Source organism: Halospina sp. K52047b (assembly GCF_008709855.1).
In the GTDB taxonomy this organism is placed as follows: domain Bacteria; phylum Pseudomonadota; class Gammaproteobacteria; order Pseudomonadales; family Oleiphilaceae; genus Halospina; species Halospina utahensis_B.
Map to the genome: position 1 here is coordinate 1 of NZ_VYJH01000016.1, position 25,067 is coordinate 25,067.

Consider the following 25,067-nt stretch of genomic DNA (forward strand, 5'->3'; position numbering starts at 1 on the left):
GCGCCTCGCGCGCGGTACGATCAAATGATCGCGAGCAGGGCTCGCTTCTACGGGTCATTCTTCTCTTGTCAAACCACCTGAAATCCACCATCTTTCATTGGAGAACCTCTTTTCAGGGAAGAGCTTCAATGCGTCGACTGCCACGTCTGGTTTCACTGCTCCTGCTTTTCGCCGGTGCCCTGCTGTTGAGTGTTCAGGCTCAGGAGGCAGGGGATGATGGCCGTGCGCCGGCGGATGTCCGGGTTATGACGATCCAGGAGGCGATTGGGCCGGCGGTGTCGGATTGGTTCCTGCGCACGTTGGCGGATGCGGAGGCGCAGGGAGCGGATCTTCTCGTGGTGGAGCTGGATACGCCGGGGGGGCTGAGTAAGTCCATGCGGGACATGATCCAGGGCATCCTCTCCTCAAAGGTGCCGGTGGCAACCTACGTGACGCCCCGTGGCGCGCGGGCGGCGAGCGCCGGAACCTATCTTCTCTATGCGTCCCATGTGGCGGCCATGGCGCCGGCGACCAATCTGGGCTCGGCGACGCCGGTGCAGATCGGTGGCGGGGGTGGTCAGGATGAGGGGGGTGGTTCCCCGTTCAGCCTCCAGGCCGACGATGGCGCCGCGGCTGGTGAGACCAGCAAAGACGGTACTGCCGAGGGGGCGTCAGAGGAGGGAGATGGAGCATCAGCCGGGCAGAGTGGCGATGCCGGTAACGCCAGTGCCATAGAGAAGAAGGTGATCAATGATGCCGTGGCCTACATTCGTGGCCTGGCGGAGCTGCGTGGGCGCAATGCGGACTGGGCGGAGCAGGCAGTGCGCGAGGCGGTGAACCTCTCCTCGAGTGCGGCGCTTGAGAAGAATGTGATCGATATCCGTGCCGACAGTCTTGAGGACATGCTTGCCCAGGCGGACGCCATGGAAGTGGATGTGGATGGCGTGATGCAGACGCTGACCCTGGCCGATCACCGCATCAGTCGTATCCAGAAGGACTGGCGCACCGAGTTCCTGACGGTGATCACGGATCCGAGTGTGGCGTACATTCTGATGCTGGTGGGCATCTATGGCCTGATCCTGGAGTTCTACAACCCGGGCATGGGTGTGCCCGGCGTCGTGGGCGCCATCTGTCTGCTGGTGGGGCTGTACGCATTGCAGATGCTGCCCATCAGCTATGTGGGGCTGGCACTGATGCTGCTGGGGATCGGGCTGATGGTGGTTGAGGCGGTTTCCCCGAGTTTCGGGATCCTGGGGGTCGGTGGGGCCGTGGCCTTTGTGATCGGCTCCGTCATGCTGATGGACACGGACCTGCCGGGCTACCAGATCGCCATGCCTGTGATCGCGGCATTTTCGGTGTCGACCTTCCTGATCATGGTGCTGGTGCTGCGCATGGCACTGCAGTCAACGCGCAAAGCGGTGGTCAGCGGCTCTGAGGGTATGCAGGGCACTACGGCCGTGGCAATACGGGACTTTGACGGGGGGGTAGGTTGGGTGCGTGTGCTTGGCGAGATCTGGCAGGCGCACTCGGCGGATCCGGTTCGTGAAGGAGATGTTGTGGTTATCCAGAACGTGGAAGGACTCAAACTGACAGTCAGGTCGGAGGGCCAGTCGAATGATTGAATATTTCACCATAGCCATTGTACTGATCGTCATCAGTCTGCTGGTGAGCATGTTCCGGATCCTGCGGGAGTACGAGCGGGGTGTGATCTTCCTGCTGGGCCGGTTCCAGAAAGTGAAGGGGCCGGGGCTGATCATCGTGATCCCGTTCATTCAGCAGATGGTGCGCACGGATCTGCGGACGATTGTTCTGGATGTGCCTTCTCAGGACGTGATCTCGCGGGATAACGTCTCGGTGAAGGTCAATGCGGTGCTGTATTTCCGGGTGATGGATCCACAGAATGCGGTCATCAACGTGGAGAATTTCTATGCGGCCACCAGCCAGCTGGCTCAGACCACGCTGCGTTCGGTGCTGGGCAAGCATGAGCTGGACGACATGCTGGCCTCCCGGGACCAGCTTAATGAGGACATCCAGGAGATTCTGGATGCCCAGACCGACGCCTGGGGCATCAAGGTCGCAAACGTTGAGATCAAGCACGTGGATCTGGACGAGTCCATGATCCGCGTGATTGCGCGCCAGGCGGAGGCTGAGCGTACACGGCGGGCCAAGATCATCCATGCCGAGGGTGAGCAGCAAGCCTCCGAGCGGCTGCTGGAGGCGGCGCGGACGCTGTCGAAGCGTTCCGAGGCGTTGCAGCTGCGGTATCTGCAGACTCTCACCGATATCGCCAATGATAAGACCAATACCATTGTCTTCCCGGTGGACCTGCTGCGGGACCTGAAAAAGACCGTGGCCGGGATGGAAACGCCGGACCCGGATGATGGGGGTGAGGAGCCGGCTCATTCGTCTTCGGAGTTTCCGGATACCAGTGCGGTTCTCGGCGGAGAAGAGAGTGGTAAAGCATGACGGAAACACCAGAGAAACCCTTTGCGCCGGCCTGTGAGCGCAATCAGGAACCGATCCGGGAGGTTCTGGCAGAGGTCCTGACCCAGCCCGCGAAGGTGCTGGAGCTGGGCAGCGGGACCGGCCAGCATGCGGTCTATATGGCGCGCCACCTGCCGCACCTGGAGTGGCAGCCCACGGACATCGCCGAGAATCTTGATGGCATCCGGCAATGGCGGCGTGAGGCGAAGCTGCGCAATGTGCGTGACCCACTGGAGGTGGACGCGCTTGATGCTGGGGTCCGTCTGGGGGAAACCTTTGATGCGGTGTTCACTGCCAACACCGTGCATTTCGTGTCCTGGCGCATCGTTAACGGTCTGCTGGCAATCAGCGCTGCCCACCTGCGCCAGGGCGGTGATCTGCTGATCTATGGGCCCTTCAATGAGGATGGTGGCTACACCAGTGAGGGCAACGCGGAGCTGGATGCCTGGCTCCAGGAGCGGGATCCGTCCAGCGGCATCAAGGACCGGGCGGTCTTCAATGCGCTGGCGGCGGATTATGGTTTCGAGGCCGTGGAACGTTTCCGCATGCCGGCCAACAACCAGCTCCTGAGGTTTGTGCGCGGCAGCGCCTAGCAGCAGCTGCCGCCCGCCCCCTCCGTTCCGGACTCGGGGTCATCAAAGGGCAGTGCCGTGCCGCAGCCCTCGAAGATCCCGAAATGGGTGCTGAAATCGCCGATGAACCTGAAATGCTCGGCAAAGCGGGTATCCGCCAGCATCATCCAGGTGTTGCCGCAGACCGGGAAGACGCGGCCGCGCTCAATGTGGTGGTGTTTGTCCAGCCGGCATACCGCATCCTCACCGGGAATCGTCCCCTGATAGATCACCGCCTGGCCGTAATCCTCGCAGTGGGGCTCCAGTCCGGGCAGCTTGAACAGGCGATAGGTGGCGGAGAAGAAGCGCGCCGGGGCGAGGCGTGCCTCAATGGCTTCGTTCTCGATGGTCAGCGGCCGGTCTTCCACTAGGCGCGGGTCGGTAAAGCCGGTCTTTCGGGCCAGGTTCTCGAAATCATTCCAGTAGAAGGCGCCCGAAAGGCACTCGCCGTACAGCACCGGATCCTCTTTCAGGTGTGCCGGTATGCGACGGTCGGCGTACACATCCGAGAAGTAGAATTCACCGCCGGGCTTGAGCACGCGCTGTACTTCCGACAGCACTTTCTCCTTGTCCGGGCTCAGGTTGATCACGCAGTTGGAGATGACGATGTCGAAGTAGTCGTCCTCAAGGTCCAGCTCGTCCAGCTGCTCAATGTAGCCCTCAAGAAAGCGCACGTTGGAACGGGCGTGGCCGAAGGCCTCCCTGTGGTACTCCTGGTGGCGGCGGGCGATGGCCAGCTGTTCCGGGGTCATGTCCACACCCACGACCTCACCCTGTTCACCGACCAGCTTCGACAGCACGTAACAGTCCCGGCCGCTGCCGCTGCCCAGATCCAGAATGCGCGCGCCCTCGAGAAGCTGGGGGGCGACCAGGCCACAGCCGTAATAGTGGGACAGCACTTCGTCGTGCAGGCTGGCGAGGATGGGCTTGAGCCATTCCGGTGGCGCCTGGTCGCAACAGGCATTGGTCTGCAGGTCCTGGGTGCCCTGGAGCTGGCGGCCGTAGTAATCCTGAACGTCTTCTCTCATAATTCGCGTCGCTGTTCCGTTCTGTGACTGATCATCCGGGAGACCCATTGCAGGCGCCCATGTTACACAACGCCATACCCGATTGCCCGGTGTGTGAAAGCGGTACGACCGCGGCGTTCATGACGATTGGTGAGCGCGACTACTGGCGCTGCCATCAGTGCGAGGCCACCTTTCTTGAGCCTTCCCAGCGGCCCGAGCCGGCGGCGGAAAAAGCCGAGTATGACCAGCATGACAACGACGAAAGGGACCCGGGCTACCGGCGTTTCCTGGCGCGGCTCGCGGACGAACTGATGCCGCGCCTGACGCGGGGAGATCGGGTGCTGGATTTCGGCTGTGGCCCCGGACCCGCACTGGTGACCATGCTGCGCGAGGCGGGGTTCGCCGCCGACGGCTATGATCCCTTCTACGCGCCGGACGAGGCGCTTCTAGGGCGCTCGTACCAGGCGATCACCTGCACCGAGGTGGTTGAGCATCTGCATGACCCGGCAGCTACCTTCCGGCTGTTGGACCGGCTGCTGCTGCCTGGGGGCTGGCTGGGCGTGATGACCTGTTTCCAGACGGACGACGACCGGTTCGCCGGCTGGCACTACCGGCGGGATCCGACCCATGTGGTGTTCTACAGGGAAGCCACGCTGCACCGGGTCGCGGCGCGGTTCGGCTGGCACTGTGAGGTGCCACGCAAGGACGTGGCTCTTATGCGGAAACCGGTCTAGGCGCCGTCGCGCTCCAGGTACTGTTTCTTGCCCTTGACGCCATCCCATTGCTCGGCGTCTTCCGGCGGATCCTTCTTCTCTGTGATGTTCGGCCATTTGGCCGCCAGATCCGCGTTGATCTCCAGGAACTCCTCCTGGTCATCGGGCAGTTCGTCCTCGGAATAGATGGCCTCGGCCGGACACTCCGGTTCACAGAGAGCACAGTCAATGCACTCGTCCGGGTCGATGGCGAGGAAGTTCGGCCCCTCGTAGAAACAGTCCACGGGGCAGACTTCCACGCAGTCGGTGTACTTGCACTTGATGCAGTTTTCAGTAACGACAAACGTCATGGTTACATCCTGGCGATGGTTCAGGCGGCTATTCTAGGGTCGGGCGACGGGGTCTGCAATGACCCGGCTCAATCGCCGCCAAGGCGTTCCCGCAGACGGGCCCGCAGCTCATACAGGGTGTTGAGCGCTTCACGCGGGCTCATGCCGTCCGGGTCGATTCCTAGGATATCACGTTCCTCCGGCGAGGGTTCCAGGCTGGCGAACATGTCCGCCTGCATGGCCGAGGCCGGAGCCGGTTCGGCGCGTGTTGCGCCGGCGCTGCCCTCGAGTTCGTCCAGTTTGCGCCGGGCATTGTCGATGACGTCCACCGGTACCCCTGCAAGCCGCGCCACCTGCAGCCCGTAGCTGCGGCTGGCGGCGCCCTCATGGACACTGTGCAGAAAGACGATGCTGTCCTCGTGCTCCGTGGCGGTAAGGTGGACGTTACGGGCGCTACCGGCCTGCTCCGGCAGGCTGGTGAGCTCAAAGTAGTGGGTGGCGAACAGGGTGTAGCTGCCGACATCCCGGGCCAGACGCTCGGCCGCTGCCCAGGCCAGCGACAGGCCGTCGAAGGTGCTGGTGCCGCGACCCACCTCGTCCATCAGTACCAGGCTCTCGGGCGTGGCGTTGTGCAGGATGTTGGCGGTTTCGGTCATTTCCACCATAAAGGTGGAGCGGCCGCTGGCGATGTCGTCCGAGGCGCCCATGCGGGTGAAGATGCGGTCCACCGGGCCCAGGGTGGCGCTTTCGGCCGGTACATGGCTGCCGCAGTAGGCGAGCAGGGTGATCAGCGCGGTCTGGCGCATGTAGGTGGATTTACCGCCCATGTTGGGGCCTGTGATCACCAGCATGCGGTTGCGGTCGTCCAGGTGCAGGTCGTTGGGCACGAAGGGGGCATCCTGGAGGTATTCCACCACCGGGTGACGGCCTTGGCTGATGGCGATGCCGGGTTCGTCACTGAATGCCGGGGCATTGAAGCGCAGGCTCTGGGCCCTTTCGGCGAAATTGGTCAGCACATCCAGCTCGCAGAGGGCACCTGCGGTTTCCTGGAGGTCCGAGAGATGTTCGCCCAGATGCTTCACGAGCTCGTCATAGAGATACTTCTCCCGCGCCAGGGCGCGGCTCTTCGCACTCAGGGCGCGGTCCTCGAACTCCTTGAGTTCGGGGGTGATGAACCGTTCGGCGTTCTTCAGCGTCTGCCGGCGGATGTATTCCGTGGGCGCATTGTGGGACTGGGTCCGGCTGATCTCGATGTAGTAGCCGTGAACCCGGTTGTAGCCCACCTTGAGAGTATTGATTCCGGTGCGCTCCCGTTCGCGCTCTTCTACCTGCATCAGGTAGTCGCCGGCGTTCTCGCTGAGGCTGGTGAGTTCGTCCAGTTCCCCGTCGTAGCCGGCACGCAGCACGCCACCGTCGCGTACTACCACCGGTGGGTTGTCCACAATCGCCCGTTCCAGCGTTTCCGCCAACACCGGGTAGGTTGCTATGCGTTCGGCGATTGCCTGCAGGTGGGGCAGCTCCAGGCGCGCCATGTCCTGTTGGAGTTCGGGCAGGGTGATCAGGGCATCGCGCAGCCGCGCCAGGTCCCTGGGCCGGGCGGAACCCAGACCGACCCGGGAGAGAATGCGCTCAATATCACCGATCCCGCGCAGGCGTTCGTGGATGGCCTCATGCTGATGATCGGTCAGCAGGGCGCTGACGCTGTCGCGGCGCTGGCGCACAGTCCCGGCATCGCGCAGGGGGCGATTGAGCCAGCGCCGCAGCAGCCGCCCGCCCATGGCGGTGGCAGTGCGGTCCATGACCGAGGCCAGCGTGTTCTGCTGGCCGCCGGCAAGGTTGGTGTCGATTTCCAGGTTGCGGCGGCTGGCCGCGTCCATGGAGACGCTCTCCTCACGCCGTTCGCGGCTGAGCCTGCGGATGTGCGGCAGGTTGTTGCGCTGGGTGTCACGAGCGTACTGCAGCAGGCAGCCGGCGGCCTGTATGGCCAGGGTCAGATCCTCGCAGCCGAAACCACGCAGGTCACGCACCTGCAGCTGGCGCGTCAGCAGCCGGTGAGCGGATTCCATCTCGAACAGCCAGGGACCCTGGCGGCGGATACCGCTGAAGCCTTCCAGCAGTTCCGGGCTGGGGAAGTCCTCGCTGATCAGGATCTCGGCGGGCTGCAGACGTTCCAGTTCGGCGCTCAGGGCCTCTTCCGAATCCAGCTCCTCAACGACGAACTGGCCGGAGGAGATCTCAAGGGTGGCGATGCCGAAGGCCCCCTTGTGGGAATGTATCGCCATGAGCAGGTTGTCCCGGCGTTCCTCCAGCAGCGCCTCGTCGCTCAGGGTGCCCGGGGTGACGATGCGCACCACCTCGCGGTCCACCGGCCCCTTGCTGGTTTCCGGGTCACCGGTCTGTTCACAGATGGCGATGGCGTGGCCGCCGCGGACCAGGCGCGCGATGTAGTTTTCCGCCGAATGGTAGGGCACACCGGCCATGGGCACCGGCTGACCGGCGGACTGGCCGCGTGCGGTCAGGGTGATGTCCAGCATCTCGGCGGCGCGGCGTGCGTCCTCGTAGAACAGTTCGTAGAAGTCGCCCATGCGGTAGAACAGCAGCTCATTCGGGTGCTGGGCCTTGAGCTGCAGGTACTGGCGCATCATCGGCGTGTGGCTGTTGAGATCGGGTTCCGCTGCGGACATGCTGTTATTGAGCCTGCTGATCTGGTGGAATGCACGATTCTAGTCCCATGAACCCGCGAACGAAACGGAGAGCCGTATGGGAGAGCCATCGGACGCCACCCTGGCGCGCAAGGCCGCCTCACTGGGCGAATGCCTGCGTGGCCAGGGGCGCGTGATCGCGACCGCCGAATCCTGCACCGGCGGCTGGGTCGCCAAATGCCTGACGGATACATCGGGCAGTTCCGATTACTTTGAGACCGGGCTGGTCACCTACAGCAACGAGGCCAAGGAAAAGCTTCTGGGCGTGCCCGCGGGCATTCTTGCCGGGCACGGAGCGGTGTCCTCCGCCGTGGCCTCGGCCATGGTCTCCGGCACACTCGAGAAAACCGGGGCGGATGTGGCTTTGGCCGTCAGCGGTATTGCCGGGCCTGGCGGCGGCAGCGCGGAAAAACCCGTGGGCACTGTCTGGTTCGGCTGGGGGGTGGCGGGCAGCACCCCCGTTACCACCTGCAAACAGTTTGAAGGAGACCGTGATCAGGTCCGGCGCGAGGCGGTTGAGTTCGCCCTGAAGCGCCTCAAGCGCTGGCTGCAGGGATGACCGTTGAATCACTGATCAGGTCTGTGCATAATACTGTCCATACATACAGTTCAGGGTTCCTGGACAACGTCGTGACTACGGCAGGCACCAACCGACCAGAAGGCAGAAACAATGGATGACAACCGCAAAAAGGCACTGAATTCCGCGCTTTCCCAGATTGAACGCCAGTTCGGCAAGGGGGCGGTCATGAAGATGGGCGACCAGCCGCGGGAGGCCATGCCGGCGGTGTCCACCGGCTCCCTGGGGCTGGATGTCGCCCTGGGGATCGGTGGCCTGCCCCTGGGGCGGGTGGTCGAGATCTTTGGGCCGGAGTCCTCCGGCAAGACTACGCTTACGCTCCAGGTGATTGCGGAAGCCCAGCGCGAGGGCAAGACCTGCGCCTTTGTGGATGCCGAGCATGCCCTGGACCCGATCTATGCTGAAAAACTGGGCGTGGATATCAATGAGTTGCTGGTGTCCCAGCCGGATACAGGTGAGCAGGCGCTTGAGATCTGCGACATGCTGGTGCGCTCCGGCGCAGTCGATGCGGTTGTGGTGGACTCTGTGGCGGCTCTGACACCCAAGGCCGAAATTGAGGGCGAGATGGGCGACTCCCACGTCGGTCTGCAGGCGCGGCTGATGTCCCAGGCGCTGCGTAAGCTCACCGCCAGCGTGAAGACGTCAGGCACCATGCTGGTGTTCATCAACCAGATCCGGATGAAAATCGGCGTGATGTTCGGCTCGCCCGAGACCACAACGGGCGGTAACGCCCTCAAGTTCTACTCCTCGGTCCGCCTGGACATCCGGCGCACGGGATCGGTCAAGGAAGGCGAGGAAGTGGTCGGTAATGAGACCCGGGTGAAGGTCGTCAAGAACAAGGTGGCGCCTCCCTTCCGACAGGCCGAGTTCCAGATCATGTACGGCACCGGCATCAACCGCATGGCCGAAATCGTTGATATGGGGGTCAAGGAAGGCCTGGTTGAGAAGTCCGGTGCCTGGTACAGCTACAAAGGCGACAAGATCGGCCAGGGTAAGGCGAACGCCAGCAAGTTCCTGAGTGACAATCCCGGAATCGCCAACGAGATCGAAACCCAGATCCGCGAGCGGCTGATGCCCAAACCCAATGAAGCCGATGGCAAGAAAGACGAGGCATCCGGAGACGATGCGCTGGCCGAGGACGCCAGTGAGGATCTGCTCTGAGACATGGTGATCCCATCGGATCAGCTTTCAGGTGAGGCGCTCGAGGCATTGATCGAGGAGTATTGCCTCCGGGAAGCCGGGGGAGCGGATGTCGAGGATCCTCTTTCTGACTGCCGCGAGCAGGTGGCGCGGGCCGTGGCCCGTGGCCAGCTGGTCGTTCTGTATACCCCCTATAACCCCAACCAGGTAGCCACGCTGGTGCCGGCTGATCAACTGGACGACAATGAGGTTCCGGACGAACAGCAGGGGGAATCGGCACCGTGAATAAGTGGTCCACACTCGGGATAGAGCAGACCCATGATCCAGAGGCCATTGAGGCCGCTTTCGAGCATCAACTGAGGTTCGTGGATCCGGATTCCACTCCGGAGCGCTATCAGACACTGGTGCAGGCCTACGAGGCGGCCATGCGGGAGGCGGGAGCAGCACCGCAGGCCCGGGATTTCGGAGTTGATGTCGGGAATGACGGGGCGGCTTCGGGGAAGGGCGTTGAATCTGTCCAGATGCCGGAGCCCGCGAGTCAGGAGGCTGAGATCCAGGCGGGCCGGGTGATGACGGAGTTGGAAACCGTGTTCTCAAATCCCGGCTGGCGGGACGATCTGCGCCGCTGGCGGGCCCAGCTTGAGAGCGAACGGGCCCACAAGCCCGGTGTGACTGAGGTACTGCGCTTCAGCCTGTTTGACTTCCTGTCCCGTCAGGCCAGGCCGGGTGAGCCACCTGTGACCGAGGAGGTCCTGGCCTATCTGGATGAGCGCCTTGGCTGGCACCAGCATCGGGCCCAGCTGGAACAAGCCTTTCCGCAGGAGCGGGTCAGGCTGCTTCTCGGTGGTGGCCCTCACAGCGCCGAGTCCCCCCTGGATATGGAAGGGCCTTTTCCCGAAGCGGGGGAGACGGAGGGCACCGGGAATCCCATGCCGAACGGCTTCGGGTTTGCGCTGATCGGCTGGATCATTGTGATGATCGTACTGACCATGCTGTTCAGCGGAATGCGCTGAACCGCCAATTCAGCGCCGGTAACGGGCCATCTGGCGGCGGCAGAACGCCTCGATCTGGGAGAGGGCGTTGTCGATGGCGCGGGAGTAATGGCCCCGCATTGAGCAGTAGGTGAACTGGATGCCGAGTCGGTAATGCCCATCCGCTTCCCGGACACAGCTCTTGACCCGGCCGTTCACATCCGACTGCGTGATGTACTCGCCGCGGAAATCCATGCGCATGGAAGTGCCTTCCCGGAAGGCCTCCTCCGCCATAATGGCGACGCCGTAGCGGTTGATGTCCAGGCATTCCACGGGCCGGCTCTGGCGTTCCCAGTGCAGCAGGCGCCGTGCCCGCACGCGCACGCTGAGCCCGGGGGCGGCAAACCGGGGCTGGATCCGCTGCTCGCTTGCACTGCACTGACCGGACCAGGAGGTGGTCAGTGATGGGTCACCGCGACCCTGATTACGGCGTTTGTGATCCCTGCGCAGTGCAAGGGGCACGTCCGCGAGATGCATTGTGATCCCGGAGGAGTCACTCTGGGTACTCATGGGCGGTTGCTGCCTCTTGAATCGGATCGAGGTTTCTGCTTATTGCTAACATTGGATTGTCGCTCAATCGGTAACCGAGTCAAACCGGGGTCCGGGTGGCCTGTGACGCAGGTCACATTACAGGAGGTGCTTTGTGAATCCTGTTGAGGCCTGTAAAGTGCGATCTCTGACCGTTCCCCACAGATGACGGATTGATTGAGTTGAAGCCACTTCCCCAGAAACAGCTGTACAGGACCTGTGTCCTGAAGGATCTGCCGTTCCGTAACACGGATGCGCTGGATCCCCTGAATGAGATCGTTGGTCAGGACCGTGCCCGGGAGGCGGTCCGATTCGCCCTCGCCATGCCCCACAACGGCTACAACGTCTACGCGCTGGGCCGATCCGGACTGGGTAAGCGCACCATGATGCTGCGTTACCTGGCGCATCGGGATGAGACCCACGCACCGGCCAGCGACTGGTGCTACGTGGCGAATTATGACGACCCGCGCAATCCCAGGGTCCTGAAGCTGCCGGCCGGCGTCGGTGAACGGCTGCGCCATGATGTGGATCGGCTGGTTTCGCGCCTGGTCAAGGTCATCCCCCAGGCCTTCGACAGCGATACCTTCCAGAGCCGCTACGAGGATCTCAAGCAGAGCTATGCCGCGCGCCAGGAAGAGGCACTGAATGCCCTGGCACGCGAGGCGCGTGAGCAGGGCGTGGACCTGTCCATGACGACGCCCGGGGGATACCGGCTGACGGCACTCAACGGCAGTGAGCCGCATACCAACGAGTCCTTCAATGCGCTTTCCGAGGAGGAGAGGCGGGCGTTCGAGGAAATCATCCGTGAGCTTGAGAAGAAGCTGCGGCGTGTCATGCGCCAGATCGCGGAATGGGAAGAGGAACACGCCGAGCAGCAGCAGAAGCTGAACGAGGAAACGGTCGAGCATGTCGGGGCCCATCTGATTGATGAGCTGTCCGAGCGCTACAGTGACTATGAAGGGGTGCCCGACCACTTCCGGGCCATGAAGAAGGATATCGCGAATAATCTCGACATCTTTCTGGAGGATAGCGAAGATAAGGCCGCCTTTGCCTATGCCTCCATGGAGCAGCGCCTGCCCCGGCGCTATCGCATCAACCTGCTTGTATCCCGCCAGGATGAGTCCGTGCCGGTGGTTGTGGAGGACAATCCCACCTACCACAACCTGTTCGGGTTCATCGAGACCGTGACCTACAAGGGCACGGTCTACACGGATTTCTCGCTGATCCGGCCGGGCAGCCTGCACCGGGCCAATGGCGGCTACCTGCTCATGGACGCCACCAAGGTGCTTGAGCACGGCTTCGTGTGGGACGCGCTCAAGCGCGCCATCCGTTCCCGGGAAATCAGCATCCACTCCCTGGAACGTGAGCTGACCCTGTCCGGAACCATTTCGCTGGAGCCGGAGGCGGTACCGCTGGACGTCAAGCTGGTGCTCTTCGGGGATCGCGAAACCTGGCTGCTGCTCCAGGAATATGATCCTGAGTTCGCGGAGCTGTTCCGGGTGACGGCGGATTTCGAGAATGAGATGCCGCGCACCACCGAGAGCCAGATGCTCTACGCCAAGTTCATAGCCAGTCTGTGCCAGGACAAGGGCCTGCTGCCGTGCAGCAAACAGGCTGTGGCACGGGTGATCGAATACAGCTCACGGCTGGCGGAGCACCAGAACCGGCTGTCGCTGCATGCTGTGGATATCGCCAATGTGCTGCGCGAGGCGGACTTCCACGCCCGGAGCGGAGGCGAGGACGGCATTGATCCCGAGCATGTGGACCAGGCCCTGGTCAGCGCGGACTACCGCAGCGGGCGTATCCGGGACGAGTTCCTGCAGGGCTTTGCCGACGGTTCCATGCTGCTGTCGTTCAGTGGCCGTGCCGTGGGACAGGTCAACGGGCTTTCCGTACTCTCCACTGGCGGCTACGAATTCGGGCTGCCCAACCGGATCAGCGGGACCTGCCAGTACGGGGACGGGGATGTCATCCACATTGAGCGGGATGTGAAGCTCAGTGGCTCCATCCATTCCAAGGGTGTGATGATCCTTTCCGCATGGCTGTCGGCGCATTTTGCCCGTGAACAGCCCATGCCGCTTACCGCGACGCTCACCTTCGAGCAGTCCTACGCTGAGATCGATGGGGACAGTGCGTCCCTCGGCGAGCTCTGCGCCATTGTTTCGGCTCTTGCCGAGCAGCCGGTACGCCAGGACATGGCGGTTACGGGCTCGGTCAACCAGCATGGGGATGTGCAGCCGGTCGGGGGGCTCAACGAGAAAGTCGAAGGCTTCCTGGATGCCTGTGTGGCTCGGGGGGATGCGCAGGACAAGGCGGTCATCCTGCCCGCTTCGAACGTGCAGAACCTGATGCTGGCCAGGCGCGTGCGGGACGCTGTGAAGACGAGCGGCTTCCGGGTTTACGCCGTGTCGCGGGTGGAGGAAGTGCTGGCGCTGATGCTGGAGCTGCCGGTCGGTGAGCCGGATCGCAATGGCCATTATCCGGCTGACAGCCTCTATGGGCGCATTGAGCAGCGTCTGGCCGATCTCAGGCGTCGACAAGACGACGAAAAGTCAGATTGATCCGCGGAGACACCGGTTTCCGGGTCTTCGGCAGGGCGTGGTGCCAGTGGGACTGGACGCCTGCCGGCATTACCAGGAGGCTGTTGTGGGGCAGGTCGATGCCCAGAGTATGGCCATGATCCTCTCGGTGCCGGAAACGGAAGCGCCGGGTGCCGCCCAGGCTGAGTGAAGCGATTACCGGGGCGGGTCCCAGTTCGGGTTCGTCGTCACTGTGCCAGCCCATGCTGTCATTGCCATCGCGATAATGGTTGGCCAGCACACTGTTGAAATGCTCTCCGGCGATGTCACCCACCTGGCGCGCGAGCGGCCTGAGCCAGTCCGGCCACTGGGCTGGCTCCAGTGTCTGGCCCGAGTAGCGGTAGGTCAGGCCGTCCTCGGCGATCCAGCACTGCTCTCTCGGGATCAGGTGTTCGCGGCCGAAAAGGGTGATGCGGTCCTGCTTCCAGGGAATGCGCTCAAGCAGCAGCGCCAGCAGTTCATCCGCCTCTTCCGGCGCCAGGAAGGGGTGATGGAAGGGCAGCTGGAAGGGGGGCAGTTCGTACACCGGCACGGCTCCGCGGTTGCAGTTGTTCATCAGGTTCGCTAACAATAACGGGCGTCTGCCCGCTCTCAAACCCGGAGGTTCCGCGTGTCGCGCCACCGGTTGATGGGGCACGACCATGCCCGGTGCGGGCGACAGTAATCAGTAAAGGAGTATGCCAATGGCGGAGACCGAGCAGACGGTCTATATCGTAGAGGATGACGAGGCGGTCCGGGATTCCCTGTCCATGCTGCTGCGCTCGGAAGGGCTGGCGGTTGCGGGATACGAGCGCGCCACCCGCTTTCTGGAAGACTGGCATGGCGGTATGCAGGGCTGCATTGTGCTGGATATCCGCATGCCCGAGATGGATGGCATGGAGCTGCAGGAGGAACTCATTGAGCGGGGCTCCCACCTGCCGATCATCTTCGTAACCGGCCACGGTGACGTGCCCCTGGCCGTGGAGGCGATGCGCAAGGGCGCCGTTGACTTCATCGAGAAGCCCTACCGTGAAGACCAGCTTCTGGAGAAGATCCGGGCTGCCCTGGCCACGGATGCGGAGCAGCATCAGGGCCGGGAGGAGAAACGGCTGATCGAGGAGCAGCTGGCCCAGCTCACGCCGCGTGAGCGTGAGATCATGGATCGCATGGTCGCCGGCCAGGCCAACAAGGTCATCGCCATTGAGCTCGACATCAGCCAGCGCACCGTCGAAATCCACCGCTCCCGGGTGATGCACAAGATGGGAACCCATTCACTCGCCCAGCTGGTGCGCATGGTCATGAGCGTGCGGGACGGGGACCCGGAATGAGCACGGTCAGCGAAACGCCCACCGACCCGGAGCAGGCCTGTGTCCTGCTGGTGGACGACAATCCCCAGAACCTCAAGGTGCTCTACGAAACCCTGAGGGACAAGGGCTACCAGCTTCTGATCGCCAACGACGGCGAAAAGGCACTGCAGCTGGCGCGCCGGCATCACCCTGAGGTGATCCTGCTCGACATCATGATGCCGGGCATGGATGGTTTCGAGGTCTGCAAGCATCTGCGCGCGGACACTGACACGGCCCTGAGTGCCATCATCTTCCTGTCCGCCCTCAACGACATTGATGCCAAGGTCCGGGGCTTCAACATGGGCGGTGCGGACTACATCGCCAAGCCCTTCCAGGCCCAGGAGGTCATGGCGCGGGTGGATACCCAGATCCGGGTGATCCAGCTGGAGCGCGTCATGCAGGCGCGCAATCGCCAGCTTGAAAGCGAACAGGCCAGCCTGCTCAACGCCATCTTCGAGGGCATCTATGGGCTCGACCCCCAGGGTGTGATCACCTTCGCCAACCCGGCGGCGGCGGAAATCGCAGGGGCGGAACAGGACGCGCTGGTGGGGCGTCGTATCGGGGATCTGCATTTCACCCATGACTCCGGCGAGGAGGCTTCCCACGCCGGGCGGGTACTGTGCCAGGACGGCGCAGCGGTACTGCGGCGGGGCGTGACCATGACCCGTGCGGATGGCACCAGCTTCCAGGCAGAGTACCGGGCGGCGCCCCGCTTCGAGAACGGTGAACTGACCGGGAGCGTCCTGGTGTTCCGGGACATTACCGAGGAACTGGCCCAGGAGCGGGCGCTGGAGGAGACACGGGACCTGGTTGCGGAACAGCGTGAACAGCTGGCGCATGCCTCGCGTCTGTCAGTGATGGGCGAGATGGCAGCCGGCGTGGCCCATGAGGTGAACCAGCCGCTGACCGCCATCGCCAATTACGTCAGCCTGGTCTCTCGAATGATGGAGAAGGATACCCTGGACCAGGACGCGCTCGCGGAGGTGCTGGAGAAGATCACGGCCCAGTCCCACCGCGCCAGTGAGGTTATCCGCCGCATCCGGCAGTTCGTGCACCAGCCCGCTACCGGCAAGGAGACCGTGGATGTGGCCCGACTGCTTGTGGAGAGCCGCGAGTTCGCCGAGGTGGATTCGCGCAACAACGCGATCGAGGTCAGTCTGTCGATCCCGCAGCACCTGCCCTATGCGGTCGCGGACCCCGTGCAGGTGCAGCAGGTGGTACTCAACCTGATCCGCAACGCGCTTGAAGCCTCACGCAACTGCGGCAGCGAGGAGCCCGTTGAAGTCAGTGCGGAGGCGCTGGAGGATGCGGTGTGCGTGCGCGTGGCGGACCGCGGCTGCGGGCTGCCGGAAGACGCGGAGGAGCGCCTTTTTCAGCCGTTCTATTCCAACAAGGATGAGGGCATGGGGATCGGGCTGTCGCTTTGCCGCAGCCTGATCACTGGCCAGAACGGTGAGATCGGGTTTGAGCGCCGCGAGGGCGGGGGCACCGTGTTCTGGTTCTCCCTGCCGCTGGCGGACGGCACCGTGCCCGATCCCGAATGACCCTCAACCGCGGCTGAGGCTTCCCTCCAGATGGGGCGCGGAGGCGTCCTTGTTCAGAAGACGGAAGGCTGTTTCGGTGCTGTTGCGCTCCCAGGTGAGGATGCCGGTTCCGGGAATGAAGAACGGCTTCTTGAACTGGGTGTCCACCGTTACCGCCTCCAGTGGCCCCTCGGCCTTCTCCATCAGCGCCAGGCAGTGTGCCTTGCTCCACATGCCATGGGCGATATTACGCGGGAAGCCGAAGGCCTTGGCCGATAGCGGGTGCAGGTGGATCGGGTTCATATCCCCGGAGACCCGGCCGTAGCGGTAACCAATGTTGCCGGGGGCCTGGACCGTGGCCTGGCCGGAGAGCATCTGTGGCGCTTCAGGGGGCTGCTTTTTCCCGTCTTTTCCGTTGTTCCCGGTAGGCTGACGGTAGAGCAGGGTGCTGTATTCCTTCCAGATGACATGCCCCGAGGAGCTTGCCTCGGTCAGGATGTCGAATTCCAGTCCGCGATCGGTGTCCCTGGCGTTGGCGATCCGCGCCCGGAGCTCGAGAATCTCCCCCTGGCGTATCGCCCGCTGCTGTTCGATCCGGTTGCCGATGTGCACCAGCCCCATCAGAGGCAGGGGGAAAGCGGCATCAGTCATCAGGCGGATGTGCAGCGGAAAGGCCAGGATATGCGGCCAGGTGACCGGGCACAGGCTGCTGGTCATGAAGCCGCAGACCTCCCGGTAACGGCGCAGCTCAGCGGTGTCGGTGCGTACGCCTTCAATGTCGGCGCTGAGTTCGGGCATGTCCGCTGCGGCGTGGCGGCCGCCCTTGCTGCTGGCGAGCAGGGCTTTGCCGTACATGGGCAGCAGCGCGGGGCCACTGAAACGGTAATGGGCTGTCTGGTTCATAAGCGTCCGGTTTGTGTCTAGACTGAGAGATGTGTCACAGGTGGATGTCATTTGGGCCAACCGCCCTGTATGATGCCACGAAGAATGCACACGGGCTGTGACAGCGTCAATTGCGCAAGTTCCGGCGCTGCACGGCACTCAGGTCAAAACAACAACAGGCCGGGAAACGACAGTATGCAGGAACAGAGGGATTCAGGGGTCCTGTTTCGTCTGGTCTACCAGGCGATGCAGCGGGCCGGAGTCGACACCGACGCCATATTCCGGCGGCTGGGGGTGGACGAGAATTACCTTCAGCGGGAAAACCTGAGGACGCCGCACGCGGCTCAGGTACTGTTCTGGCAGGTGGTGGAGGATGTCACCGGGGATCCGGATATCGGCCTGCACCTGGGTCTGCATGTGCCCACCTACAAGGGGCAGGTTCTGGAATACCTGTTCCTGTCCAGCCCAAATTTCGGCGATGGGCTGAGGCGGGCCAAGAACTACCAGCGCCTGCTTACCGACGCCGCGGACCTGGAACTCCATGAAGACGGAAGCGAGGAGTGCTACCTGGTGCTCAACGCCGCCGCCGAAGAGATCCGGCGGATCGGGCATTTCTCGGAATGCTTCGTCCAGGGTGTGCTGACCTTCTTTGATTCCGTTACGGACGGGGAGTTCCGGCCCACAGCGGTTCATTTCGAGCACGAACGGGCCCAGGGCCAGGACAGGGTTGCCGAGATTCTGGGCTGTCCGGTGAGTTTCGGGCAGGAGGATACCCGGCTGTACTTTCCGGCGAGTCTTCTCGAGCACCCCTCGCCGCACCACGAGCCGGGACTCCTGGCGCTGCACGAGCGCTTTGCCAGTGAGCAGGTCGCCGAGCTTGAGAAGCAGGATATTGTCGGGGATGTGGAACGGCTGGTAGCCGAGCAGCTGGATTCCGGCGAGGTCACCCTGGACGCGGTGGCGACGCGCCTCAACATGAAGCCACGCACCCTGCGCACACGCCTGACCGAGGCCAACACCTCCTTCAACCAGGTGGTCTCCCAGTTCCGTTACCGGCTGGCGTGCCGGCTTCTCGCCGCCACGGACGAGTCCATTGACGAGATCGTCTATCTCACCGGCTTTTCCGAGCCCAGCACCTTCTACCGGGCGTTCAAGCGCTGGTCCGGCATGACGCCTATTGAGTACCGGCGGCGTTCCGCGGAACACGATGAGGAAATGGCCAGCTGATCCGCGCGCTCATGGGAGGTGTCACAATGCTGTCACCTCCCGCTGGCACGCTGACCGGGAAACTGAACGGTAACCGGGAGGTTGTCATGCGCGAATACGAAGAAGAACTGCTGGAGCTGGGCCTTCAGGACGATGACGCGGAGGACGCCGAATGCGACGACGGCATCGACCTCTGACTCAGCGCGCCATTCCATACCGGCGCCGGTACCGCCCGGGGCTGCACCCGTACCACCGCCGGAATGCTCCGTGGAAGGCACTGGGGTTTGCAAACCCGACCAGTGACGCGATATCCGAGAACGACAGCGGCGTGCCACGCACGTAGTCCTCGGCCAGTTCCCGCCGGGTACGATCGAGCAGGGAACGGTAGGTCATGCCTTCCTGCTCCAGAGCCCGCCTCAGTCCCCATTCCGTGGTCCCCAGAGCGAGTGCCACAGCGTGCATGCTGGGCGGCGTTGAGCCCATGCGCCGGGCAATGGCCTCACGCACCCTTTCGGTGGTGCTCTGCCCCCAGATCAGCCTCTGACGTTCCGTTTCGCAGTGCTGGCACAGCTCCTGGAACAGGGCGTTCTGGGCCAGCCGGTTACGTTGTGCGGCTGTTTCCGGGTGCAGCTCAATACGGTTCTGTGGCGCATCAAACTGAACCGGGCATTGGAACCACTCGGCATGAGGCTCGCTGTTGGCTGGCCCGGCGTATTCAATGGTGACCGCGGAAGGCTGTGTTGCCGGCCCGCCGAGCTCCCGCAGCAGCGCCACCCAGCCGGCCAGGATCGAATCCACCACAAAGCAGTTGTAGCGGTTATAGGGGCTGATGGAGTAGAACACGGCATGGAGCCCGCCATCGGCCGTGTGCGTGGTGTGTGACTGGCCGCGGCTGTTGGTGCTCATCAGCCGCTCATAGCGCACCAGGGTTTCCAGGGCCTCTCCCAGCGAGGGCGCACTCGCGGCCGCCATGCCGGCCAGTCCCAGGTCCGTCATGCGGGTATGGCGCCCGAAGTCGATCCCCAGTGCCGGGTCCTCCGTCATCTGGATGGCGGCATGGCCCATACGCATGAACCGGGGGATGCTGATACGGGCTCCGGGGGTATTCAACAGGCGTCGGGAAACCCGGTAACGGGCCAGCCATGGTCCGGGGTCGTGGCCGCGACTGCGCAGGGTGCGGGCCATGACCGCCACATGGTTGACGCTGATATCGCCCAGCCGATTGGGGCGGCTACTGACCATAAAACCAACCTGAAAATAATCCAAACCAATGTGGCCGTATTGTAGCATCCGGGCCAGGCGGGTAATTTGACCGCATTCAGAACAAGGAGATCGCCATGACCCGCACCCCATCCGACAGCAACGCCTACCCCCATCTCATGGAGCCGCTGGATCTGGGCTTCACCCAGCTGCGCAACCGCGCGCTGATGGGCTCCATGCATACCGGTCTGGAGGAAGCGCCCAATGGCTTCGAGCGCCTGGGGGCGTTCTACGCGGAACGGGCGCGTAGTGTAGGGCTCATCGTCACCGGTGGTATCGGGCCCAACCCGGAAGGGGCGGTGATGAAGGGGGCTGCCAAGATGGATACCGATGAGGAAGCCCGTGAGCATCGCGTCGTGACTGATCACGTCCACCGGGCCGGCGGCAAGATCTGCATGCAGATTCTGCACACGGGCCGCTACGCTTACTCGCCGGACCTTGTGGCGCCCTCGGCCATCCAGGCACCGATCAACCCATTTACGCCCAGGGCACTGGAAACCGACGAGGTCGAGAAGCAGATCGACGATTACGCCAACTGCGCACGCCTCGCCCGCGAGGCCGGCTACGATGGCGTGGAGATCATGGGCTCCGAGGGCTACTTCATCAACCAGTTCATCGCCCGGCGCACCAACCACCGCACTGACAAGTGGGGCGGCTCCTTCGAGAACCGTATCCGGCTGCCTCTGGAGATTATCCGCCGTGTGCGTGAAGTCGTGGGCGAGGACTTCATCATCATCTACCGGCTCTCGATGATCGATCTGGTGGACGAGGGCAGCACCTGGGAAGAGGTGGTGCATCTGGCGAAGGAAGTTGAAAAGGCCGGTGCCAACATCATTAATTCCGGCATTGGCTGGCACGAATCGCGGGTGCCCACCATCGCGACCATGGTGCCGCGTGGCGCCTTCAGCAAGGTGACGGCGCGTCTCAAGGGCGAGGTCAGTATCCCGCTGGTGACCACCAACCGGATCAACATGCCGGATCTGGCCGAGAAAGTGATCGCCGAGGGAGATGCCGACATGGTTTCCATGGCGCGGCCCTTCCTGGCGGACGCGGACCTGATCGCCAAAGCGGCGGAGGACCGGGCGGACGAGATCAACACCTGCATCGCCTGCAACCAGGCCTGCCTGGACCACACCTTCCAGGGCAAGCTCACTTCCTGCCTGGTGAACCCGCGGGCCTGCCATGAGACGGAGCTGGTCTATGAGCCGGTCACCCAGGCAAGGCGCATCGCGGTTGTCGGCGCCGGTCCCGCGGGCCTGGCGGCTGCCACCGTGGCGGCCGAGCGCGGCCACCAGGTGGACCTGTTCGATTCCGCCAGCGAGATCGGTGGGCAGTTCAACATGGCCAAGAAGATCCCCGGCAAGGAGGAATTCCACGAGACGCTGCGCTACTACCGGCGAATGATTGAGAAGTACGGGGTAAACCTGCACCTGAACACCAGGGCGACGAAGGAAACGCTGGCCGGTCAGGGCTATGACGAGATCCTGATGGCGACGGGCGTCTATCCGCGCACGCCGGAGATTCCGGGCATCGATCATCCCTCCGTGCTGGGTTACATCGATGTGCTGAAAAAGGAAGCCCCTGTGGGGCGCCGTGTGGCGGTCATGGGCGCTGGCGGCATCGGCTTCGATGTGTCCGAGTTCCTGACCCATGAAGGGCCGTCGCCCTCGCTGGACCCGGACCACTTCATGAAGGAGTGGGGCGTTGACGTCAGCGTCGAGACCCCGGGTGGTGTGGAAGGCCTGCAGCCGAATCCGCCGCAGCCGCCGCGTGAGGTGGCGCTGCTCCAGCGCAAGACGTCCAAGCCCGGCAAGGGCCTGGGCAAGACCACGGGCTGGATCCATCGCAGCTCGCTGAAAATGCGCAACGTGCGCATGGTGCCCGGGGTGGAATACCACCACATCGATGACGAGGGGCTGCATGTGAGCATCAACGGGGAGCCACAGGTGCTGGCCGTGGACAACATCATCGTGTGCACCGGTCAGGAACCGCTGCGCGAACTGCAGGCGGATCTTGAGAACGCTGGCGAGACAGTGACCCTGATCGGCGGTGCCGATGTGGCCGCCGAGCTCGATGCCAAGCGAGCCATTGACCAGGGCAGCCGTGTGGCCGCCGCGCTGTAATCGGTGATTCCCGTGGTCGGGCGTGATCCGGTAGACTGTGGGTCTGTTACCCACGGGCTACCGGCGGATTAAGGCGGTTCATGGAGACCTTCAAGAACATCGGCGTGATCGGGCGCATGGGCAGTGTCAAGGTTGTCGAGACACTGCGCCGGCTCAAAACCTACCTCATCGAGAACGACTACCAGGTGGTGCTTGAGGCCGATACCGCCTCCATGCTGCCCGGGCACGGTCTGCAGGTGGCCAGCAAGAAGCTGATCGGTGAGATCTGTGATCTGGCCATCGTCGTGGGCGGAGACGGCAGCCTTCTGGGCGCTGTGCGGGACCTCGCCAAGTCGAGCATTCCCATCCTGGGGGTCAACCGGGGGCGTCTCGGCTTTCTCACCGATATCTCTCCGGATGAACTCGAAACCCGGCTGAATGCCGTCCTGGAAGGGGACTACATCCAGGAGCGGCGCTTCATGCTCGACACCGAGATCAAGCGCAACGGTGAGCCTACCGGCTTCGGCACGGCGCTCAACGATGTGGTGCTGCATCCGGGCCGTTCCACCCGCATGATCGGCTTCGATCTCTATATCGAGGGTCAGTTCGTCTACAGTCAGCGTTCCGATGGGCTCATCGTCTCAACGCCCACGGGATCCACGGCCTACGCGCTGTCCGGAGGCGGGCCTATCATGCATCCGAAGCTGGATGCCATCGTGCTGGTGCCGATGTTCCCGCATACCCTGAGCAGCCGGCCGATCGTCGTGGATGGCAACAGCGAGATCAAGCTGATCATCGACGAGGCCAACGAGTCCTGGCCCCAGGTCAGCTGTGATGGCCAGAAGGAACTCTCCTGCGGTCCCGGTGATGCGATCTCCATCGCCAAACGCCCCTTCCGCCTGAACCTGATCCACCCCAGCGACCACAACTTCTACGCGACCTGCCGCGAGAAGCTGGGCTGGGCAAGCACCATCGCGGCAAGCTGAATGGGGCAGTCATGAAGCGCTCGCAGGGCTACGACATCATCGGCGATATCCATGGCTGTGCGCTGACGCTGGAGCGGCTTCTGGAGCAGATGGGCTACCGCCAGCGTCAGGGCGTTTACGAGCATCCCTCGCGCATGGCGATCTTCCTGGGCGATATCATCGACCGAGGCCCGCGCATACGGGAGGCGCTGCACCTGGTGCGGGACATGGTGGATCGTGGGTCCGCACTGATCGTGATGGGGAACCATGAGTACAACGCCCTGGGTTATTGCACCCTGGCGCGTCCGGGCAGTGGTCGCCGGCACGTGCGTGAGCACAACGAGCGGCACAACCGCCTGATCCGCGCAACACTGGAACAGTTCGAGCACTACGATAACGAGTGGCATGATTTCCTGAACTGGTTCTACGAGCTGCCCCTGTTCCTGGAGCGGGACGGCTTCCGGGTGGTGCACGCCTGCTGGGATGAACACCTGATCCGCCAGTTTGAGCGGATGCACCCGGATGCCTGCATCAACGAGGAGTTCCTGCATGCCTCGATGGCGCCGCATTCCTTCGCCGGCAGGGTGATGGACCGGCTGCTGCGGGGGACTGCCATGAAGCTGCCGGATGACCGTGTCATGACCGGTCGCGACGGCTTCCAGCGCCAGTTCTTCCGCACCAAGTTCTGGGCGGAGCAGGCCGAGACCTATGGCGACATCGTCTTCCAGCCCGATCCGCTGCCGGAGGACGTGGCCAATCGGCCACTGCATCCTGAAGACCGGGAACGGCTGCTCACCTACGACCGTAACGAACCGCCGGTCTTCGTGGGCCACTACTGGCTGGAGGGCGTGCCCGAACCGATCACGCCCAACGTTGCCTGCCTGGACTACAGCGCGGTGAAATACGGCCGCATGGTGGCCTACCGGCTGGATGATGAGCATACCCTGGACCCGGACCATTTTGTCTGGGTTGAGGTGAACCGTTCGGAGCAGGGCGCATGATTCGCATCGCAGCGATTCCGGAACGGGTGGATCTGGCGCCTTTCAGCCGCTGGCTGGATTCCCAGGGTGTGACCCATGTAATCGAGCATGACGAGGGGCACCAGGTGCTGTTCATCGAGGGCGAACAGCTGCGCCAGCCGGTTACCGAGGCGCTTACGCGCTACCTTGAGGATCCCCGCCACTCCGGCGCGCCCGAGGGGTTCACGAGGCCACGCACGCGCCGTGTCGTGGCTGGGCACTGGCAGGCCGGCCCCAGGGATGCTCCCTTTACCTTCGCGTTGATCGTGGCCGCTGCCCTGATCGCCTGGATGACCGCCTTCGGGGCCCGAGAGCAGCTGATGGTGCTGCTGACCATCGTGAATCCCTACGAGTGGCCTGTCTCCAGTTTTGAATACCGCCTGGAGGCTCTGACCCAGACGGTGGCGAGCCTGCAGCTCTGGCGGCTGGTAACGCCGGATCTGCTGCATTTCAGCCTGATGCACCTGATCTTCAACGGCGTCATGCTCTGGTTCCTTGGCAGCCAGATCGAGGCCATCGATGGCCGGGGCCACATGGTGGCACTGGTGCTCGTAACCTCACTGGGCGGCAATATCCCCCAGTTCCTGTTTTCCGGACCACTGTTCGGTGGTCTTTCCGGGGTGGTGTACGGCGTGCTCGGGTACGTCTGGCTCTGTAACCAGGGGCGTCCGCGCTTCCAGTTCCCCCCGGCACTGATGACAGTGGCGGTGGTATGGTTGCTGATCGGTTTCACACCGCTGACCGAAGCCCTTCTGGGGGCCAGCATGGCGAACGCGGCCCATCTGGGCGGACTGCTCAGCGGGCTCGCCTATGCCATGGTGCGGTCGGCCAATGACATGAGGAGAGGGCAATGACCTACGAGGAGCTGATCCGACAGCTTGATCCGCGCATCTATCAGCGTCTGCGCGAATCCCTGCAGCTGGGCAAGTGGCCGGACGGCACGTCCCTGAGCGAGGAGCAGAAGCGCATCTGCATGGAAGCCATCATCTGGTATGAGAACGAGCACGGCATTCCCCAGGAGGAACGGACCGGCACCATCGAGCGGCCGGAATCCGGCAATGGCAATGGTGGCGTGCAGGTGCACGATACCCGCCACTGATCCGCG

The 25,067-nt window shown here is 63.3% G+C and carries 25 protein-coding genes; 18 read left to right on the forward strand and 7 right to left on the reverse strand.

The genetic code is table 11. From position 1 onward, the window contains the following. Window positions 1–128 precede the first annotated feature (128 nt). From F3089_RS14810 to F3089_RS14820, 3 genes are read left to right on the forward strand one after another with little or no spacing between them, the layout of a single operon-like run. Window positions 129–1,601 carry an NfeD family protein gene (locus F3089_RS14810; RefSeq protein ID WP_151441570.1) on the forward strand — a complete coding sequence of 491 codons (1,473 nt, stop codon included), beginning with the start codon at window positions 129–131 and terminating at the stop codon, window positions 1,599–1,601. Next, window positions 1,594–2,445: a slipin family protein gene (locus F3089_RS14815; RefSeq protein ID WP_151441571.1), complete on the forward strand. Its 852-nt coding sequence runs from the start codon at window positions 1,594–1,596 to the stop codon at window positions 2,443–2,445. The genes F3089_RS14810 and F3089_RS14815 overlap by 8 nt, the downstream gene beginning before the upstream one ends. Beyond that, window positions 2,442–3,056 carry a DUF938 domain-containing protein gene (locus F3089_RS14820; RefSeq protein WP_151441572.1) on the forward strand — a complete coding sequence of 205 codons (615 nt, stop codon included), beginning with the start codon at window positions 2,442–2,444 and terminating at the stop codon, window positions 3,054–3,056. The genes F3089_RS14815 and F3089_RS14820 overlap by 4 nt, the downstream gene beginning before the upstream one ends. Here F3089_RS14820 and F3089_RS14825 read toward each other — a convergent pair. Then, window positions 3,053–4,102 (reverse strand): methyltransferase domain-containing protein, encoded by a 1,050-nt coding sequence (locus tag F3089_RS14825; protein WP_151441573.1) that lies wholly within the window; start codon window positions 4,100–4,102, stop codon window positions 3,053–3,055. The two genes, F3089_RS14820 and F3089_RS14825, sit on opposite strands and share 4 nt — an antisense overlap. Window positions 4,103–4,161: 59 nt before the next feature. Between F3089_RS14825 and F3089_RS14830 the strand changes: the two genes are divergently transcribed. Continuing rightward, window positions 4,162–4,815, forward strand: coding sequence for a class I SAM-dependent methyltransferase (locus tag F3089_RS14830; protein WP_225741787.1), 654 nt, complete (start codon window positions 4,162–4,164; stop codon window positions 4,813–4,815). Here F3089_RS14830 and fdxA read toward each other — a convergent pair. Next, on the reverse strand, window positions 4,812–5,144 hold the full coding sequence (fdxA, locus tag F3089_RS14835) for a ferredoxin FdxA (RefSeq protein ID WP_151441574.1): 333 nt from the start codon (window positions 5,142–5,144) through the stop codon (window positions 4,812–4,814). The genes F3089_RS14830 and fdxA overlap by 4 nt on opposite strands. Window positions 5,145–5,212: 68 nt before the next feature. Further along, the gene (gene mutS, locus F3089_RS14840; RefSeq protein ID WP_151441575.1) at window positions 5,213–7,807 is read right to left on the reverse strand and encodes a DNA mismatch repair protein MutS; all 2,595 of its coding nucleotides are present in this window, start codon (window positions 7,805–7,807) and stop codon (window positions 5,213–5,215) included. A 76-nt stretch (window positions 7,808–7,883) separates the two neighbouring features. Between mutS and F3089_RS14845 the strand changes: the two genes are divergently transcribed. From F3089_RS14845 to F3089_RS14860, 4 genes are all read left to right on the forward strand, one after another. Next, window positions 7,884–8,384 carry a CinA family protein gene (locus tag F3089_RS14845; RefSeq protein WP_151441576.1) on the forward strand — a complete coding sequence of 167 codons (501 nt, stop codon included), beginning with the start codon at window positions 7,884–7,886 and terminating at the stop codon, window positions 8,382–8,384. Between the two features lie 111 nt (window positions 8,385–8,495). After that, window positions 8,496–9,563 carry a recombinase RecA gene (gene recA, locus F3089_RS14850; RefSeq protein WP_151441577.1) on the forward strand — a complete coding sequence of 356 codons (1,068 nt, stop codon included), beginning with the start codon at window positions 8,496–8,498 and terminating at the stop codon, window positions 9,561–9,563. 3 nt (window positions 9,564–9,566) lie between these two features. Continuing rightward, complete coding sequence (locus F3089_RS14855) at window positions 9,567–9,827, forward strand: YheU family protein (protein ID WP_151441578.1); 261 nt, start codon at window positions 9,567–9,569, stop codon at window positions 9,825–9,827. Next, a complete protein-coding gene (locus F3089_RS14860) occupies window positions 9,824–10,555 on the forward strand; it encodes a hypothetical protein (protein ID WP_151441579.1) in 732 nt (243 codons plus the stop codon). The genes F3089_RS14855 and F3089_RS14860 overlap by 4 nt, the downstream gene beginning before the upstream one ends. A gap of 9 nt (window positions 10,556–10,564) precedes the next feature. On the opposite strand, the gene F3089_RS14865 is transcribed toward F3089_RS14860, so the two are convergent. Then, window positions 10,565–11,083, reverse strand: coding sequence for a hypothetical protein (locus F3089_RS14865; RefSeq protein WP_151441580.1), 519 nt, complete (start codon window positions 11,081–11,083; stop codon window positions 10,565–10,567). Window positions 11,084–11,283: 200 nt separating this feature from the next. Here F3089_RS14865 and F3089_RS14870 point away from each other — a divergent pair, with 200 nt between their 5' ends. Continuing rightward, the gene (locus F3089_RS14870; RefSeq protein WP_151441581.1) at window positions 11,284–13,662 is read left to right on the forward strand and encodes a Lon protease family protein; all 2,379 of its coding nucleotides are present in this window, start codon (window positions 11,284–11,286) and stop codon (window positions 13,660–13,662) included. Here the strand turns inward: F3089_RS14870 and F3089_RS14875 are convergent. Further along, complete coding sequence (locus tag F3089_RS14875; protein WP_225741788.1) at window positions 13,628–14,206, reverse strand: alpha-ketoglutarate-dependent dioxygenase AlkB family protein; 579 nt, start codon at window positions 14,204–14,206, stop codon at window positions 13,628–13,630. The genes F3089_RS14870 and F3089_RS14875 overlap by 35 nt on opposite strands. A 157-nt stretch (window positions 14,207–14,363) precedes the next feature. Here F3089_RS14875 and fixJ point away from each other — a divergent pair, with 157 nt between their 5' ends. Next, entirely contained in the window at window positions 14,364–14,987 is a 624-nt protein-coding gene (gene fixJ, locus F3089_RS14880; RefSeq protein ID WP_151441582.1) for a response regulator FixJ, read from the forward strand. Further along, the gene (locus F3089_RS14885) at window positions 14,984–16,549 is read left to right on the forward strand and encodes an ATP-binding response regulator (protein WP_151441583.1); all 1,566 of its coding nucleotides are present in this window, start codon (window positions 14,984–14,986) and stop codon (window positions 16,547–16,549) included. Before fixJ ends, F3089_RS14885 begins: the two co-directional genes overlap by 4 nt. Window positions 16,550–16,552: 3 nt before the next feature. Here F3089_RS14885 and F3089_RS14890 read toward each other — a convergent pair whose 3' ends face one another. After that, on the reverse strand, window positions 16,553–17,431 hold the full coding sequence (locus F3089_RS14890) for a MaoC family dehydratase (RefSeq protein WP_151441584.1): 879 nt from the start codon (window positions 17,429–17,431) through the stop codon (window positions 16,553–16,555). Window positions 17,432–17,605: 174 nt separating this feature from the next. Here F3089_RS14890 and F3089_RS14895 point away from each other — a divergent pair, with 174 nt between their 5' ends. Next, window positions 17,606–18,637, forward strand: coding sequence for an AraC family transcriptional regulator (locus F3089_RS14895; protein WP_151441585.1), 1,032 nt, complete (start codon window positions 17,606–17,608; stop codon window positions 18,635–18,637). Between the two features lie 26 nt (window positions 18,638–18,663). Next, window positions 18,664–18,813, forward strand: a complete 150-nt coding sequence (locus tag F3089_RS15945) for a hypothetical protein (RefSeq protein ID WP_160898515.1) — start codon at window positions 18,664–18,666, stop codon at window positions 18,811–18,813. Between the two features lies 1 nt (window position 18,814). On the opposite strand, the gene F3089_RS14900 is transcribed toward F3089_RS15945, so the two are convergent. Then, window positions 18,815–19,858 carry an AraC family transcriptional regulator gene (locus F3089_RS14900; RefSeq protein ID WP_192497408.1) on the reverse strand — a complete coding sequence of 348 codons (1,044 nt, stop codon included), beginning with the start codon at window positions 19,856–19,858 and terminating at the stop codon, window positions 18,815–18,817. A 95-nt stretch (window positions 19,859–19,953) separates the two neighbouring features. Between F3089_RS14900 and F3089_RS14905 the strand changes: the two genes are divergently transcribed. The 5 genes from F3089_RS14905 (at window position 19,954) to F3089_RS14925 (ending at window position 25,061) form a co-directional block, all read left to right on the forward strand. After that, window positions 19,954–21,999 (forward strand): NADPH-dependent 2,4-dienoyl-CoA reductase, encoded by a 2,046-nt coding sequence (locus F3089_RS14905; protein WP_095617763.1) that lies wholly within the window; start codon window positions 19,954–19,956, stop codon window positions 21,997–21,999. A gap of 80 nt (window positions 22,000–22,079) precedes the next feature. After that, window positions 22,080–22,964 (forward strand): NAD(+) kinase, encoded by an 885-nt coding sequence (locus tag F3089_RS14910; protein WP_095617764.1) that lies wholly within the window; start codon window positions 22,080–22,082, stop codon window positions 22,962–22,964. A gap of 11 nt (window positions 22,965–22,975) precedes the next feature. Next, window positions 22,976–23,944 (forward strand): metallophosphoesterase, encoded by a 969-nt coding sequence (locus F3089_RS14915; RefSeq protein ID WP_151441587.1) that lies wholly within the window; start codon window positions 22,976–22,978, stop codon window positions 23,942–23,944. After that, entirely contained in the window at window positions 23,941–24,816 is an 876-nt protein-coding gene (locus tag F3089_RS14920; RefSeq protein WP_151441588.1) for a rhomboid family intramembrane serine protease, read from the forward strand. Before F3089_RS14915 ends, F3089_RS14920 begins: the two co-directional genes overlap by 4 nt. Next, window positions 24,813–25,061 carry a DUF1315 family protein gene (locus F3089_RS14925; RefSeq protein ID WP_151441589.1) on the forward strand — a complete coding sequence of 83 codons (249 nt, stop codon included), beginning with the start codon at window positions 24,813–24,815 and terminating at the stop codon, window positions 25,059–25,061. The genes F3089_RS14920 and F3089_RS14925 overlap by 4 nt, the downstream gene beginning before the upstream one ends. Window positions 25,062–25,067 lie beyond the last annotated feature (6 nt).